General features: G+C 36.7%; 9 protein-coding genes and 1 pseudogene. 2 read left to right on the forward strand and 8 right to left on the reverse strand.

Annotation, left to right across the window (positions count from 1 at the left end; translation table 11 throughout):
- From CG11_RS12565 to rsmA, 4 genes and pseudogenes are all read right to left on the reverse strand, one after another.
- Positions 1-1,826: pseudogene (locus CG11_RS12565) on the reverse strand (hypothetical protein); the annotation flags it as partial.
- 78 nt (positions 1,827-1,904) lie between these two features.
- Positions 1,905-5,753, reverse strand: a complete 3,849-nt coding sequence (locus tag CG11_RS12570; RefSeq protein ID WP_052596814.1) for a TonB-dependent receptor — start codon at positions 5,751-5,753, stop codon at positions 1,905-1,907.
- A 543-nt stretch (positions 5,754-6,296) separates the two neighbouring features.
- A complete protein-coding gene (locus CG11_RS12575) occupies positions 6,297-7,253 on the reverse strand; it encodes an NAD(P)-dependent oxidoreductase (protein WP_052596693.1) in 957 nt (318 codons plus the stop codon).
- Between the two features lie 283 nt (positions 7,254-7,536).
- Entirely contained in the window at positions 7,537-8,313 is a 777-nt protein-coding gene (gene rsmA / locus CG11_RS12580) for a 16S rRNA (adenine(1518)-N(6)/adenine(1519)-N(6))-dimethyltransferase RsmA (RefSeq protein WP_052596694.1), read from the reverse strand.
- A 237-nt stretch (positions 8,314-8,550) separates the two neighbouring features.
- Here rsmA and CG11_RS12585 point away from each other — a divergent pair, with 237 nt between their 5' ends.
- Together CG11_RS12585 and pdxA are read left to right on the forward strand one after the other, a co-directional pair.
- Complete coding sequence (locus CG11_RS12585; protein WP_052596695.1) at positions 8,551-9,993, forward strand: M17 family metallopeptidase; 1,443 nt, start codon at positions 8,551-8,553, stop codon at positions 9,991-9,993.
- A 252-nt stretch (positions 9,994-10,245) separates the two neighbouring features.
- Positions 10,246-11,832 (forward strand): 4-hydroxythreonine-4-phosphate dehydrogenase PdxA, encoded by a 1,587-nt coding sequence (gene pdxA / locus CG11_RS12590; protein ID WP_063833094.1) that lies wholly within the window; start codon positions 10,246-10,248, stop codon positions 11,830-11,832.
- Between the two features lie 146 nt (positions 11,833-11,978).
- Here pdxA and CG11_RS12595 read toward each other — a convergent pair whose 3' ends face one another.
- The 4 genes from CG11_RS12595 to CG11_RS12610 all read right to left on the reverse strand — a co-directional run bounded on the left by CG11_RS12595 (position 11,979) and on the right by CG11_RS12610 (position 16,228).
- Positions 11,979-13,613 (reverse strand): hypothetical protein, encoded by a 1,635-nt coding sequence (locus tag CG11_RS12595; protein ID WP_052596696.1) that lies wholly within the window; start codon positions 13,611-13,613, stop codon positions 11,979-11,981.
- Positions 13,614-13,669: 56 nt separating this feature from the next.
- Positions 13,670-14,251 carry an RNA polymerase sigma factor gene (locus CG11_RS12600; protein WP_052596697.1) on the reverse strand — a complete coding sequence of 194 codons (582 nt, stop codon included), beginning with the start codon at positions 14,249-14,251 and terminating at the stop codon, positions 13,670-13,672.
- A 344-nt stretch (positions 14,252-14,595) separates the two neighbouring features.
- Positions 14,596-15,693 carry a hypothetical protein gene (locus CG11_RS12605; RefSeq protein ID WP_052596698.1) on the reverse strand — a complete coding sequence of 366 codons (1,098 nt, stop codon included), beginning with the start codon at positions 15,691-15,693 and terminating at the stop codon, positions 14,596-14,598.
- Positions 15,665-16,228: an energy transducer TonB gene (locus tag CG11_RS12610; protein ID WP_052596699.1), complete on the reverse strand. Its 564-nt coding sequence runs from the start codon at positions 16,226-16,228 to the stop codon at positions 15,665-15,667. The genes CG11_RS12605 and CG11_RS12610 overlap by 29 nt, the downstream gene beginning before the upstream one ends.
- Positions 16,229-16,396 lie beyond the last annotated feature (168 nt).

Consider the following 16,396-nt stretch of genomic DNA (forward strand, 5'->3'; position numbering starts at 1 on the left):
TTAGAAACATTATCATTTACATCCGTTTGGAAAATTAAACGTGCTTTTGTCTCATCGTCCAACTCTGTTACAGAAAGGTTCGGATCATTTACTTGATATACTTTATATCCTTGGAAAGTATACGTTGTATCCAATGGTGCAAAAGGTCTAAGTTCTGCTGGAGACTCTTCGTAGCCCAATTTGTAGTTATTCTGCTCTGCTGAGTAGTATAAATTCAAGACCAACTCTTCGTTCATTTCGATGACATCAATATGTGGAGCATCAGGACCATCTGTAATTTTAAAACAGTTATCAAATAAGTTCTGTGCTAATACATCTGCCTCCACCAATGGACGCAACGATGGACAGGGATAATCTGGGATACTTGGCACCCATACTACTCCTGAAATCATTTCATTGGTAGCTCCTGGTTTCAAGACAAATGGTCCTGAGGTATGCAAGAAACGATTGTCTGCACCAACTACTCCTTCCGTACACATTGACCAAGCACCATTGCCAGTTTCATTTGGAAATGATGGGAACACATAAGGAGTCGGAGTTGCTGTTTGATTACCTGGATCATACCCGTCACCTCCTGATGTAATTGGAGTACCGTTTGGCCAGTAGCCTGAAATCAGACGATAAAAACCTAATGCTGCTGTAGGATCTCCTTTTGGATCAGAGTTGCTATTGATATGGTATTGGAAAGAAGATAATCCAATTTGTTTACCTGCAGAATCCAGCGGTCCTCTAAAGTAATCTACTGCTAACGCAGGAATATCCGTACCGTATCCTGCCGCACCACTTGTTCCACAAGGATTATCATCATTGGCATCTTCATTATAAACATAACCCATACCTGTTATAGTATCACATCCAATATAATCATCGTTTGAACACCCCAAATCTGGGTCAGACCATAAAGAAAAGTACGTATCATTCAAAGCCAATTTATTTCTATTTAATAGCTTATAACGATAAAAAGTTTGGTTGTTGATTGCATCCGTTGTTCTATAACCAAAAGCCGTTACTTGGATTTCCATTTTCATGGCCTGTCCATTGGTTTGTGTATGCAAGTTACCATTATCATTATACACCCACCAAGTCATTTGATCTGCATAAACAGGATTGTTGTAATTAGCACTTTCACAACCTGACACCTCAATAATGGGGTGGTCTCCTTGATAAGGATCATAGGTACCATCACCATCATAATCTATAAATGGCGCCAATTCTTGATTGTAATCACGGATATCAAATCCATGTATAGCCAAGAAATGTGGATTCCCCTTTGCAGGCCATCCTAATAGTCCTCTTGAAGGAGTACCTTGTACACCTGGGTTTAGAGGATCTAAGTTATCCGCTCTCAAAGCAGTAATATCATCGCCCAACACTGTAAAGTGTCTATCCCAACGCTCACAATCTATTTTTTCAATAGTTCCCAAGTCAGGGTTCAAAGGTCCTGTCCAATAGTCATTTCCATTAGAACGGTAAGTTTGAGCTGCCAAAATCAAGTTTCCACCATCATCATAAGCTCCTAACCAAATTGCTCCAGAAAACAATGCTGAAACTTCAGGCACACCTGATGCCGGATCTACATTAGGAACGATGTAGCGAGCGGTTTGATTTCCATCCCACCACATATCTCCTCCCGCACGCAACATAGCACGAACGTTGTTGATTGCTAAATCAGTTTGAGCACGCGATTCCGTACATTCTGCACGAAAGGAATTTTTATTTTTATTTTGATTTTTTTGTGCAGTAGCTCCTACAAAATCTCGGGCATCTACAGAGGTAAAGGCCACAAAACAAGATAGGATGACTGACAAACATCTTAGTTTATTCATCTTCTTTTAATTTATGCTCGACAGAGTAGGAGTTCCAAACTTTCGTTCGGAACTCTTTGTCTTTATACTTTTTTTTAATTAGAAACTAAATCTCAATCCTAAGAAAATTCGTCTAGGTCTAGAGATATTGAATGGATTGTTCATACGCAAATCATACAATGTCTCATAAGAAGCTGGTTGAGAAGCTGCGAAACCTGGACCAGAACTACCTGTTGTTGTCAAGAAGCCATCATCTGTAGGTGAGCCTGTAACAGCATATACAGCTAATGGATTTTGAGTATTCAACAAGTTTTGAATACGTAAGTACACATTTAAACGGATTGGATTTTTAGATTTTTTACCAATCACAAAATCTCTATCAAATTTCAAATCTACACGGAATGCCCAATCCATGCGAGCACCATTGATGCTACCATCTGTAATACGATCTTGGAAAGTAGTTCCAATACCTCCAGGAATTTCTTTACGAGTATATGGACGACCTGAGCTTGCGTTAAATGCCAAGTTAATTCCCGTATTTTCTAAGACGTCAAATTTACCAATTTTTGGTCCATTGTAACGATCTCCACTTTTGAAACGGTAATCAAACATTACATAGAATGTATGTCTTTGATCAAAAGAAAGAGGGAATACATACTTTAATTCATCAGCTGCAATACCTGTCGATGAAGTAGGACTAGATCCTGTTCCTTCAGAGAAAGCCAAAGTATAGTTCGCCAAAATACGCAAGTTGTTATTTTCACGCATATCGTACTCCAACTTAAAGGCTTTGGTTGTCGAGAAATCACTGTTACCAAAAGAACTATAAGTAGATGGGTATGCATTGATAAAATCTCTTACCTGAATTAAATCTCTCTCTTCTCTATACAATAAAGAAACTTTAAATTTAGAGAAGTCTGTTAATTTTTGTTGGAAACCAACTTCATAGTTAATGGTACGTTGTGGCTTCAAGTCTGGATTACCAATAAACGAACCACCAGCAACTAATTCTCTAAAGTTATAGTATGTAAAAGGAGAAGCAAAAGCACCACTAGGTGGACGCTGTGCCAATACATCGTAGTTCGCATAAAAGTTTGCTTCCTTAGAAATTGGGAAAGAGAATGCAATACGAGGCATTACAATCAAAGTAGGTATATAATCACGGAATGCTTCTGTTGGCTTATAATTCTCACCTTGAGGATCAACAGCAGCAGTACCAAAACCTTTAAGTGCTGGTACAATTGTAGATCCCAATTCTGAAGCACTATTCACAGGAACACCACTCGCATTATACCATTGTTCTCCATTTCTATATCCAACAACAGCAGCGTCTTTGTTGTTATCATTTACATAAACTGCAAAATCATCTCCTATATTTTCAGGGTGTGAGAAATCTGCACGTCGACCAGCTGCATATATTGATTGATCGCTTGTAAATTCTGCCGCCGTTTCGTAACCAGTGATTGAATAAGGATCATTCAATACTTTTGTATTGGCATCATAACTATCAAAACGTACTCCGATATTACAAATAATATCTTTGTAGGTAAACTTATCTTGGATGTAACCAGCAACATAAATTGGCTTGTCTGGTGCAATTGGACGTGTTTTAATTTCACGACCATCTGCTAGTACTTGTTTCTCTGTAAAGAAAGAGAAAAAGTCAACATCTGTACCAGTAGGATTTCCTAAGTAATCGTATCCATAGTAGCTCATAACACGGCTACGTCCTGTAATCAACGTAGATGGCTCAAACCATTCTAATTTCATTTGGTCTGGTGTTAACTCATGTACATTCACCCAATCACGTTTTGTCAAACCTAAGTCTTCTCTTAAACGCTGACCAAACAAAGTCATATCTGGCTCTTCTCCATTTTCGTCTTTACGAATCAAGATATCATACAAGTCATATTGACGTTGTCTTACTGGGTCATAATAAACTTCCCCAGTTGGACGAGTAGGATCAGTTGCTTCTTCATCCATATGAAAGTTAACAGATTGATCTGCCAAATTCCACAAACTGAATGGATTAATATTATAAGAACGAGTAATACGCTGCTCAAATGTACCTCCTAATTGAATAGAGTGACGAATAGGATTTCCAGATCGTTGAGCCATCACTAAATCAAAATTAGCTTTAACATTTGCACGAACTTGAGAGCTGTTACTTTTTCCATAACCTGTTCCCAATTGATGAGGTGCATTGAACAAACCATATACACTGGTACGAGCTCCCGTGTTTAATCCATTGACAATTTCCATTTGCCCCATATCTGTTGGAGCACCAGGAACAAATGTACTAGGATCACTTGGGTTAAGAGGTTGTGGAATCAAATTGTTATAAGCAGCCAAGCCTGGATTAATATCCCAGTTTGGTTCGTATTTAGTAAAACTAATGTTGTTAGCCAAATGCCCATCTTCTACTCTAGTAGCAATGGTATCTCCTGCAGTATTGGTAATAAAAATAGAATCAACAGGACCAATTCTAGGAACAAGATTTCTGTAGAATTTACCAACATATCCATATTCCCACAAACGATCTTTGTAACGAGGATCTTCACTAGCACTATTAGTTTGCGAGTAATCTCCTTGCAACTCATAACTAAAGTTCTGGAATACAGACTGTAAGGTCGTAGAATCACTATCTTCGCTATCTCCACCTGGTTGTGTAGAGCTTACAGTGTGACGGAAACGTCCAGACACACGCCAAGTGTTGGTATTATAAGTTGGATTGTATTGATAGTTAAACAAACGATTTCCTACACCTGCAGAATTTCCCCAGTTGAACTGAGCTTGACCTCCAGCAACAAAGTAGAAATCTTTGTTAGGTTTAAAATCAATTTTACCATTTGCTACTGCATACGATTCACGAGCATTTGGACGAACTTGTGTTACTTCCAAATCATCTTTCGTAATAAAGTCTGCCGAGTAAACACGACCACTTCCACTTGGATTAGCAACCAATGGGTTAGCTAATATTTCATTTAATTTATCTTCTTTTAATTGAAAAGAACCTAAAGCTGATGGACGGCTATCTAACGATGTAGAATAAACACCCGCAAGACGATATCCTAAGATAGTAGACTTACGAATTTTTCCATCTTTCTTAAGTGTATCACCTAATGCATTTAGCATCGGCTTTGCCAAAATAGGACCTGAAAAGTAAACATCTGCACGATTGGCTGCAAACGCGTCCAAAAATTGAGAAGTCTCCAATTGCACACCTCCTGTCAGTTCAGAAGAAGGTCCTTTTGTGATAATATTTGTAATTGCTCCTGTTGCATCTCCAAATTCAGCAGGTACACCAGAAGTAATAATTTGAACCTGATCAATTTCAGTCTCAGGGATACCAAAATTACCAATTACACGTACCCCATCAATATAGGTATCGTTACTGGTACTACGGCTACCGTTAGAGTTGATTGCTTCTCCTTCGTCCGTTTGACTTACCCCAGCAGTTGTAGCAACTATACTAGTTACATTACGTGTCGCCAAGTTTTTGATGTCCTCTGCTCCCAATGTTTGACCACCAGAAGTAGCATCTTGTTCAATCAATGGAATTCGATAAGCACGTACAACAATCTCTTGTTTTTGTCCTGTACTATCTGTGATTTCGAAATTAGTACCTTCTTCCATCTCAATATCAAATCGAACGACTTGACCTAACTTCACAACAACTCCTTCTGTTTTTACAGTAGGATACCCTACGTAAGAAACCAATACATCATACGTACCAGCATTAACATTTGAGAAGTTATAGTTTCCATCAAAGTCGGTCTGTGTTCCGGAGATTTGCACTCCCTCTTTTTCTAAAACTACATTTGCAAAAGGTAGCCCTTCGTCGTTGCCAACATCAATAACCTTCCCTTGCAAACTACCTGTTGTTTGGGCAAAAAGCGTACTGCTTCCCAAGAACAACAGAGTCAACAAAATTATGTAACGAACCATAACCATAAGAACTTTTAAAAAAGTTAAAAAATTAAACGTTGTTTATCTATTGTACAATTAAGTACGGTATTCAAAGCAATGTTAAGATAACCAATCTACAACACTACCTTATTTCTTTATTTTACATTTGAAGTAAAGTCCAATGTCCAAGTGTTAAACTTTGGTAACCAGCCAAGTTTAAACGAGCTTTTGTATGCTTATCGAACGCACAAATCCTCATCTGTGCACTTCCCTTTTTAAAATGACTTATTTTTACCATAAATAATTGTGTCATTTTTTAGACAGAGACATTATTCTAACTACAAAAGCCTATTTTTTGCATTCTACACCAGTCTTTTTTTTAGTTACCCACTTGTTGGGTTAACATTTTTCACTAAAAGAACAAAATTGATAACAAAACTATAACACATTACCAAAACCACTGATTACCAACCAAGTAAACTCAAAAAAAACGTTCTTAAAATCGTTTTTATAATAACTTTACCTGTTAATTCGTTTTTTAGTGACTAACAAAAGTATCATCAAATTCCGACAATTCCAAGTCTATTGCTTCATAATTCGGTCAAGTAACAATTCTGCCAAACGTTCCTTGGACTCCACTGTCCATCCTGCTATATGAGGAGTTACTAAAATATTTTCACGAGCAAATAAATCTTGAAATAACAAATCTTCGTCTTGGGTATAAGTAGCTGGCTTTTCATTTTCAAAAACATCCAAACAAGCACCAATTACTTGACCAGAATCTAATACATTTAAGAGCGATTTTGTGTTAACGATATTCCCTCTAGATGTGTTAATTAGTACCACTGGTTTTTCAAACTTATCCCAATAATCTTGATCAACCAAGCCCTTGGTTTCTGGGGTAGAAGGCAAATGCAAACTCAACACATCTGCTTCCTTCTGTATTTGCTCCATGTCTGATTCAGTTACATGAGGCATTCCTTCGGTGTAATTAGATTTATACTTATCATATGCTAAGACCCGAACTCCAAATCCAGCTAGGCGTTTTGCAAATGCAACTCCAGTATAGCCAAATCCAACGATCCCTACTGTTTTGCCCATCAACTCCCAGCCTCTATTTTGTTCTCGTTGCCATTTTTTTTGGCGCACCTGTTGATCTGACCGACGCAAGTTAATAGCTAAGCTTAGCAGCATACCCATTGCATGCTCTGCTACAGCATCACAATTGCCATCTGGCGCACGATGAACAGCAACATTTTTGATTTTTGCATAATCTAGGTCTATAATTTCTAGTCCAGAACCTAATCTACCAATAAATTTTAACTGTGTAGCCTTGTCTAAAAAAGAGCGGTCTACTGTAATTTTGCTATTGATAATAATTCCCTGATAATGGTGTATCATAGCACGCACCTCTTCCAAAGAAATGGAAGGCATATAATCACATCGGTAGCCTGCAACTGTCAATCCTTCGATTAGTAAGTTGTGAACACCATCTGTTATCAGTACCTTAGGTTCTTCATTTGTTATTTTTTCTCTCATTGTGTCTTATTTGTTTGTACCATTATTGCCCTTGTTACAATCAGTATTTAGATTAAGCTCATAGTGCGACAAATATAGAAGATTTTAAAACTTCTAAACCAGAAAGGTTAACAAATTATTACTTTACTTAGGATAACAGAATCTAATTTTCGCCTAAATGTTCAATTCAGACAAAATATTAAATAACTACTATGTGAATAGTATACTTTGGTAAGAAATATAGAAAGGCATTTGTTGTATTGATGTAGCTATTAAAATAATGTTGGGGAACATATAAAGCCCATTAATACTTAAATGTTAAGTTGGTAAGATCGATGAAATCTTGTACAGAGAGGTTTTCTGGTCTCTGCAAAAAGAACTCATCCTCAAATATAACGTTTTTTGGGAGAAATTGTTTCATTGAGTTGCGTAACATTTTTCTACGCATCCCAAAAGTTGTCTTAACCACCGCTCTCAAGCGGCTTTCATCACATCCCAAATTTTTAAAATCTTTTTTTCTTTGCAGTCGAATAACAGCAGATTGCACCTTTGGAGGCGGATTAAAATGCTCTGGTCCTACCGTAAATAAATACTCGACATCATAATAGGCTTGTATCAAAACAGACAAAACACCATAAGCTTTTGAATTAGGCTTGGCAGCAGTTCGCTCTGCAACTTCTTTTTGAAACATCCCCACCATCTCTGGAATATTTTCTTTATGACTTAACATTTTGAACAATATTTGAGACGATATATTGTAAGGAAAGTTACCAATGATAGCATAAGGTTCGTGAAAATGATCTTCCATCTTCACTTTCAGAAAGTCTTCGGCAATGATATTAGGCACTAAACTTGTGTAATGTTCTGCCAAATACATGACCATATCTCTATCTGCCTCAATTACTTTCAAATCATGTGTTGTTGCATATTCCTCCATCAAATGCTTGGTCAACATACCCTTGCCAGGTCCAATTTCTACCACACTCTTATATTGGTCCCGCAACAACAAGCTCTTAGCAATATCCATTGCTATAGATTCTTTATTTAAAAAGTGCTGTCCGTATGATTTTTTTGCCTTCATTCTATTTTTTTGGTAATGCTGTCAATTATGATCTGCTAATAAGATAACAAAAATACAATAAAAATCCTGATTATCGTGTCCCTTCTTTTAATTGTTTACAATAGATACTCAAATTTGATTGTACACAGAGCTGCATATAAAATAGTTTGCTATATTCCTAATATTAATTATATTAGCATAAAGAGTAAAATCTCCAAATTCTTCCACTATTTTCCCCATTTATACTATAATTATAATATGACGACAACTTTACGTTCGACCAATTGCCACACCCAAAACCAAGATTTAATCATACTCAGTTACAAAAATCAGAATTCTTGGTTTACTTCGTTGTTAACAGAAACCGAACAAGCAATTGTACAACAAGCCGTCCAAAAAGATACGAAGCATCTCTTGATTCCTCGACTGAATCAGTATATCATCATAGAAATAATAGAGACAATTGATGATCGTGCTCAACTAAAGGAACAGATTCGGTCAATAGCTTCAAAAACTGTTGGTACACTTCGAAAACATCACATTAATGAAGTCGTTTTGTTAGATTACACAAACGATAATTTGAGTGCTTCTTATGCGGAAGGTCTCGTTTTGACCAATTACCAGTTTTTAAAATATTTTAAAGAGAAAGAACAACTAACTAGTCCTTTTCATACGCTTTATCTTTTAGAGGAATGTATTTCTAAAAAAGAAGTTACACTTTTAAATAATGTATTAGAAGGTGTTTGTGCTGCTAGAGATTTGGTTAACGAACCACTCTCCTTCTTAACTGCTGTTCAATTGTCTGAAGAAATCAAAAAGCTCGGTAAGAGAGCTGGCTTTTCCGTTAAAGTGCTTGATAAAGCAGCTATAGAAGCCCTAAAGATGGGAGGGCTTTTAGCTGTTAATAAAGGTAGCAATGACCCACCTACATTTTCCATCTTAGAATGGAAACCAGAATGCCCTACCAATAAACAACCAATTGTATTAGTTGGCAAAGGAGTAGTTTATGATACAGGAGGTCTAAGCTTAAAACCAACTGCCAATTCAATGGATTTCATGAAGTCGGATATGGCTGGTGCAGCAGGTGTTATTGGTGCTATGTATGCCGTTGCCAAAGCAAAATTACCCATTCATCTCATTTGTTTGGTGCCCTCTACTGATAACAGACCTGGTGTTAATGCGTATGTTCCTGGCGATGTGATCACTATGTACAGTGGCACAACAGTAGAAGTATTAAATACAGATGCTGAAGGTAGAATGTTGTTGGCCGATGGATTGCACTATGCCAAACAATATACCCCTGAATTGGTTATTAATATGGCAACACTCACTGGATCTGCAGCTCATGCTATCGGTAATCAAGGTGCTGTTTTGATGGGAACAGCTAGTGCTGCAACAAAAAAAGCACTCATACAAGCAGGAACAGAAGTACACGAGCGTTTGGTCGAGTTTCCTTTATGGAAAGAATATGGCGAACAGCTAAAATCCGATGTTGCAGATCTAAAAAACTTAGGAGGTCCGATGGCTGGAGCAATTACGGCGGGCAAATTTCTAGAACATTTTACAGATTATGACTGGATACACATCGATATGGCTGGTGTTGCCTTCTTGCATCATGAAGATGCTTATCGTTCCAAAGGAGGAACAGGATACGGGGTTCAATTGCTTTATAATTTCTTCTTGAATTATACAAAGTCATGATATTCCACATTTTTCCGTATCTTTGTAGCTATAACTAAATTCTAGTTAAAAATCAGATGTGCTGTTTGTTAAGTTGTATCATGGTTAACTCACTTAAAGATTTAATTAACAGATACACAAGACAAAGGGTTACTTGGCTGTCAATTGATAGATTAAAAAATCAATAAATTCGCAGCCCATACTTTCTTAAATCATTTCCAAAGATATAACTTTGGACAAAATAGCAAGTACGAATTGCTTGCATATATATTTATGACAAATAAAAGATTAAAAATAGGTATTTCAGTAGGTGACATCAATGGGATTGGTCTAGAAGTTATTTTAAAAACTCTAGCAGATAAACGTATTCTAAATTGGTGTACTCCTATTTTATATGGATCAACCAAAGTTGCTTCTTATCACAAGAACATCATTAAAATCAAGGATTTATCTTTACATAATATTAATGACATTCATGCAGCAAATGACAATGTCGTTAATGTGGTCAACTGTTGGATGGAAAATGTAAAAATTACATTGGGAAAATGCACTGTTGATGGGGGCAAATATGCGATGTTTTCTCTAGAACAAGCAACAGAAGATTTGTTGGCAGGGCATTTAGATGCCTTGGTTACTGCGCCTATCAATAAAAAAGCCATGCAAATGAGTGGTTTTGAATATCCTGGGCATACCGAATATTTGACCTCTAGATTTCAAGCCAAAGAAAACTTAATGTTGATGGTCAACGAAGATTTAAGAATTGGATTGGTTACCAATCATCTTCCGATCAGCCAAGTTGCTACTACGATTACAACAGAATTAGTTCTTAGAAAAATTGAACTAATGAATGAAAGTCTAAAAATGGATTTTGGCATTGACAAACCTGCTATTGCAGTATTGGGCTTGAATCCACATGCAGGCGATGGTGGTGTTTTGGGAACAGAAGAAATCGATGTTATTATACCTGCTATTGAAGCAGCAAAAAATAAAGGTATCTTGGCTATTGGTCCCTATGCTGCTGATGGGCTCTTTGGTTCGGGCAATTTTGCCAATTTTGATGGAATATTGGCAATGTATCACGACCAAGGTCTAGTTCCCTTCAAAGCACTATCTTTTGGCGAAGGTATTAACTTTACAGCTGGTCTCCCGATTATTCGCACTTCTCCTGACCATGGAACTGGTTTTGATATTGCAGGAAAAAACATCGCAGATTTTAGATCTTTTAGACAATCTTTGTACTTAGCAATAGATAGTGCTAAACAGCGTGCAGAATATATTGAGATGACTGGTAATCCACTAAAAGTAGTTGCTGTTAACGATATGGATGCTTCTCCTGACGATATTATTGATAACGATGGTGTTGCTCCCGAAGAACAAAACAAACCTAACAAAAAACGCAATCGAAAAGATAGGGAACAAAAACCAAGGAAAGATAATAGAGAGCAATCTAAAGATACGAATCAGAAAAAAGCTGCTTCGGATAACAAAAAAGCTACCAAAAATGCTAATAAACCGAACCATAATAAAACAGCTAAAACTAACTTAACGGTAGAGGAACGTTTGGCTTTAGCCGCAGAAAAAAAGCAGCAAACGGAACAACAAAACAAAAAAGGAGCATCTCAAAAAGTGGTTAAAAAAAGCCTTGAGCAACCAGTAGAGAAGCCTTCAGTGAAACCGATAGAAAAAACAATCGCTTCGGATAATGAACCGCAACCTAAAGAAACAAAAGCTCCTGTTTTAGATAATAATATTGTTGAAACAATGGAACCTATTCCTACTTTGACAGATGATAATCAAGAAAAAAATAATGATACGTCATCAGAAAATAAAAGCAATAACAACAAAGACCATACAAACTAAGATAAAGAGATTGCCCTGTTCTGTGTCGCAAAAAAAAACAAGTTGTCAGCTTACTGACAACTTGTTTTTTTTATCATATCTATTCGCAGTTGGTCGTGCTGCTATATTCTGTTTTCAACAAAGTATTCTAAAAACAAAACGAGCCTCTAGAACATTAATGCCTCTCTAATATCGTCCTCCGTTTCAATAATACCAACCGACCGCATTTTAAAGTTCAAGGTTTCCTCTTCTGTAGAAGTTTCATTAACAACCAATAGTTCATTTTCTTTGGTTAAAGCCCATATTTTGTTCTCAGCAGTAGCCTCGTATTTTAATTCAGCAGTACTTTTATTTTCTTCATTGGGCGCAAAGTAATAGAGTTGTTTGTCCTTATTGGTTACAAATAATCGATCGACAGCAAGGGCAACCCCATTTTCGTCAACAAAGTTAGCTTGTACTTTCAATGCATCTTTCATTTCTACTTCCTTGCCACAATTCCATAACCCAAATCTATTAATCCTAAACCGATTGATAATCTCTTTCCATGCAACATCATGCTCCACAACTGCCTCTTCGCTCAAATTTTGGACTTCTACTAAAACATCTGATTCCCATTGCTCCAAGCGAATAAAATAAGCCTTCAATTCTTCTTTGTACAAAGCCATTGCTTCTTCAGTATCTTCAATCGCAGGATAAACTTCAAATGTTCTAACAATATTTCCTTCGTTCGTCTCATAAACCAATTCCATACGATACTTATCATTGCCAAGCCCTGTCAATGTAACAGAGTTCCACGACGTATCAAATGTTCCTGCTGTCAGTTGGCTTGCAGAAGCCATTAGTTGTACGTTTTGGTTGTAAGCTGCTAATTCTGGAAATTCTTCTTCGTTTATATCAAAGTCAAATACTTGCATATTCTCACGTACTCCTGGCTTAATCGGCTTTTTAGGCTTGCTTTGGGCTAAGGTTGCTCTAGCCTGCTCAACTAACTCTTGGTTTGTCTTAGGATCAACCGTTGGTGTTGTTGTCGTTCCATTAGTGGTGGTTGCTGTTAGTACTTCAACATTATCATTAGCAACATATTCCCATGCATCCTGCTGCTTTCCATAAACATACACCTTCAAATCATTCGTTGGAATATTGGCAGCCACCTTGCCTTGTAGTTCTACCTCTAGCGTCTTGTCCATACTTAAATAGACAGGTTTTCCATCTTGAAAGCCTTTGATTTCCATCATTCCTACCGATTGTAAGTTTTGATGCTTGTCCAACTCTTTCGGCACTCCTGCCAAAAACATATCCACATGATCGTTAAACTCTCGATACTGAATGTCTACTTTTCCTTTTACAGGCTTACCTTTTTCATCTACAAAAGCCGAAGCTGGAACAATAATTTTAGAGCCCGACTCATAATTTAATGTTTCTCCTTCTTCCGCAGCATTGACAACCAAATTACCAAATGGTTTCTGAATTTTTGGCATAGGAGCTTGTAATGCAAAAACTTCGTTAATTTGATCAATCGGCACGTCCATTTTTGCATTAGACATCGATTGACGAATCATAAACACCAATAAAATAGAAGCAGCAACAGCCATTAAAGCTCCTGTTCCATACTTAATAAAACTTGGTGATACTTTTCCTCCCTTCTTAATAGAACGAACAGGAGTACTCTCCTTGGTGTCACTACTAGGAGGAACAGTTGCTTCTTGAAACTGCGCCAACAGAGCGTCAAAATCTTGATGCTTGCTAATTTGCTCAGAACTTAACTCTGGAGGATTAGTTTTAATATTGTAATTGTCTTTCATTTCTTTTTACTTTAAAACGGTTGAATTAGATCAGTGATTTAGTGTTCCATCTTCCCTTAATCCGATCGTTTTTGTTTCACAAATCGTTTCTTCATTTTCTGTAACAATCTGTAAATCTTAACTTTTGCATTATTTTCTGTAATGTCTAAAATATCTGCTACCTCTTTAAAAGGTCTTTTTTCAAAAAAGCGGAGTTCTAACAACTCTACCTCATCAGGTTTCAAATCTTGAATAACAGTTTTAAGAACAGTAATATTTATTTCTAAATCTTCTTTGTCCTCATATTCTTCTTCAAGGTCTTGAGCGGTACGCTCTTCTAAAGCAACCACTCGATTCTTATTTTGTTTTCTAAAGTGTTGTGCAATTTCATTGCTAGCAATTCTAAATAACCAAGCAGAAAAGGGAACTCCCTTAAAAACATATTTATCTATCTTTTGCATTGCTTTCAGAAATACCTGCGACGTCAAATCCGCAGCAAGCACTTCATCAACAGTACGTTTGTATACAAACCTAAAAATAGGCTCATAATAACGATTGTACAAAACCCTAAACTTAGCAGGATTTTGCTGTGCAGCCTGCACTTCAAGCCATTCATCTTCCATAGCTTGCTGTGTGACGGTATACTTGGATGTTGACATATATAGTATTCTAATTAATCATTCAATCTAAGAAACTTCTAGCCCAGAGGTCTGTAGAACATTTGTTAATCTAATTGGTCAACGATTGGTAACAGACTCCATTTCTAAGTGTCTCAACAACCCTTCGCAATTAATGAGAACAGATGTAAGCAATAGTTTTGTGATCAACTTTCTCAAAAAGCTTGCGTTCCTTTGTTTTCGCTACCTTTTCTCTTGTTTATCATCAAAATTTCTAGGAACGTTATTGGTCTATTGTTACGAATAAATCCCTATTTCCTACCACACGTTGTATTGTCTGAATCTCTCCATCTAAGGTAACAAAAAAATAAGCTCCGTCAAACCTCTTATTCGCTAAAATACGTGTACTCTAAAATTGTCTGAATTCCATCTTCTTCGGTAATGTGCATTTCCAGTAAGCCATCGTTGTTATACGTAAAATATTCCAACTTATAAATTTCTGGTCTTGGCGGTAAAGATGGTACTCTTTCTTTAGTTTTGTCCAAATCAGTCGGAGAATTATTCAAATCTCTTGGCGAAGTTGCCAGTTGGCCTTGCTTTTTTTTCTTTTTTTTCTTCTTTTTAACAACTGTTTCAGGCTCCTCAGATACACGAGAACTCATTGTCGGTTCGCGCATGACCCAATGAATTTTCTTGCTTATTCGATTATTCTCATATTTATAATCAATTGTAAAGAGTATCTTTCCTGACGAATTTCGTACTTGCGTAATTACTGGCTGTCCCTCCTCGTCCAAGAATGTTTTTCTATCTTTGGTAATCTCATACAAGTTTTTGTACACACGACAAGAATTGGTGCTGTCGGTATATTCTGTCACGGTCAACAATTTTTCTTTATCCAACAAGCCTACTAAACTATCCATATAAGGAGAGGTTCCTACAGCAGTGGTTTTCTGCCGTACCACTCGATTTAGACTATCAAATTCAAATTCATCTAACAAACGCACACTCTTATTGGGTGCACCATGCATTTTTACTCGCTGAAAGGGCGTTCCATTATGTTCGTAGATATACACATAGGTATAATCCAAACTTGTGTTTTGCAAAGAATCGTAATTCAACTTCTCAACCGCCGAGATCAAATTTTGCTTATAAAAGTATTCTATACTCCACTTTTTGAATCCTGATGGCAAATAAGTTGAAATCATCCCCATTTTCCCATCTACAAATTCATACCGTTGATATTGATGAGAATATTCCACTGCTTCTGCCCACATTTCGCCTGAACGATCCTCTGCGCCCCTCTTGTATGTTCCTTTCCAGATGGAACATTTATTGTTTCCCAACTCCGACACCTTCTTTAAGTCGAAAGGTAAATCGGGATATACTTCTGGATAAATCGTTACTTGAGCTTGTATCGGTTGAATGCACAAAAGCAGACCTCCTATCAAAAAGCATTTAATAATTTCTCCTATAGTCCTCTTCATATGTTCTATCTTTTACGATGACAACTTGTTGATACATTTTATATTTGATGGGTTCACCCAATTGATTTCTAGCAGGATTCCATTTCGAAGCTTTTAGCTTTCTCAAAACTACATTTTTTAAACGTGAATCATTGCTTTTTAGCACCTCAACCTGACTTACCCAACCATATTGATTAACAGAATATTCTAAAACAACAAATTTCCAATTTTTTAGATCCATTCCTGCTCGATAGGGTTTGATGTTCATCAGACCAAAATCGCCTCCAGCTAAAGTTGGCAATTGCACTATTTTTTCTTGAGGATCAATTGTTGAGCCTTGAAGCGAATCTATGGTACTTGTTTTCAAAATGGATATTTTTTTTTCTACAGGTGCAACGACAATTGTTTCGTCTTTGGGAGCTAAACTAGGTTCTAGAGTTTGTTTTTTTCTAATAACCAATGTTTTTTTGGGGAGGCAGGTTGTTGCTGTACTGTCTTGTGCTACTAGAATTGGCATCATAAGCCAACTCATAATAACAGTAACCACTAGTTTCATATCAATAGAGTTTTCGCTATTCGATTCATTCACAAGATGAAATCACAAATCAAATTGACTGTCATCAAATTCATTTTCAATAGAAATATACTTCAGTAATTATACCATAATTAGGCTTTTAGGAAGAATAAAAACGTAACTTATCTGATATATCTTATAAAATGGCTT

It is taken from the genome of Aureispira sp. CCB-QB1, from assembly GCF_000724545.1.
Lineage (GTDB): Bacteria > Bacteroidota > Bacteroidia > Chitinophagales > Saprospiraceae > Aureispira.

What these genes read in the sequence shown, in the direction of transcription:
- CG11_RS12610 (WP_052596699.1), bottom strand. Translation starts at nt 16,228, where the DNA reads ATGAAACTAGTGGTTACTGTTATTATGAGTTGGCTTATGATGCCAATT.
- CG11_RS12605 (WP_052596698.1), bottom strand. Translation starts at nt 15,693, where the DNA reads ATGAAGAGGACTATAGGAGAAATTATTAAATGCTTTTTGATAGGAGGT.
- pdxA (WP_063833094.1), top strand. Translation starts at nt 10,246, where the DNA reads ATGACAAATAAAAGATTAAAAATAGGTATTTCAGTAGGTGACATCAAT.
- rsmA (WP_052596694.1), bottom strand. Translation starts at nt 8,313, where the DNA reads ATGAAGGCAAAAAAATCATACGGACAGCACTTTTTAAATAAAGAATCT.
- CG11_RS12570 (WP_052596814.1), bottom strand. Translation starts at nt 5,753, where the DNA reads ATGGTTCGTTACATAATTTTGTTGACTCTGTTGTTCTTGGGAAGCAGT.
- CG11_RS12585 (WP_052596695.1), top strand. Translation starts at nt 8,551, where the DNA reads ATGACGACAACTTTACGTTCGACCAATTGCCACACCCAAAACCAAGAT.
- CG11_RS12600 (WP_052596697.1), bottom strand. Translation starts at nt 14,251, where the DNA reads ATGTCAACATCCAAGTATACCGTCACACAGCAAGCTATGGAAGATGAA.
- CG11_RS12575 (WP_052596693.1), bottom strand. Translation starts at nt 7,253, where the DNA reads ATGAGAGAAAAAATAACAAATGAAGAACCTAAGGTACTGATAACAGAT.
- CG11_RS12595 (WP_052596696.1), bottom strand. Translation starts at nt 13,613, where the DNA reads ATGAAAGACAATTACAATATTAAAACTAATCCTCCAGAGTTAAGTTCT.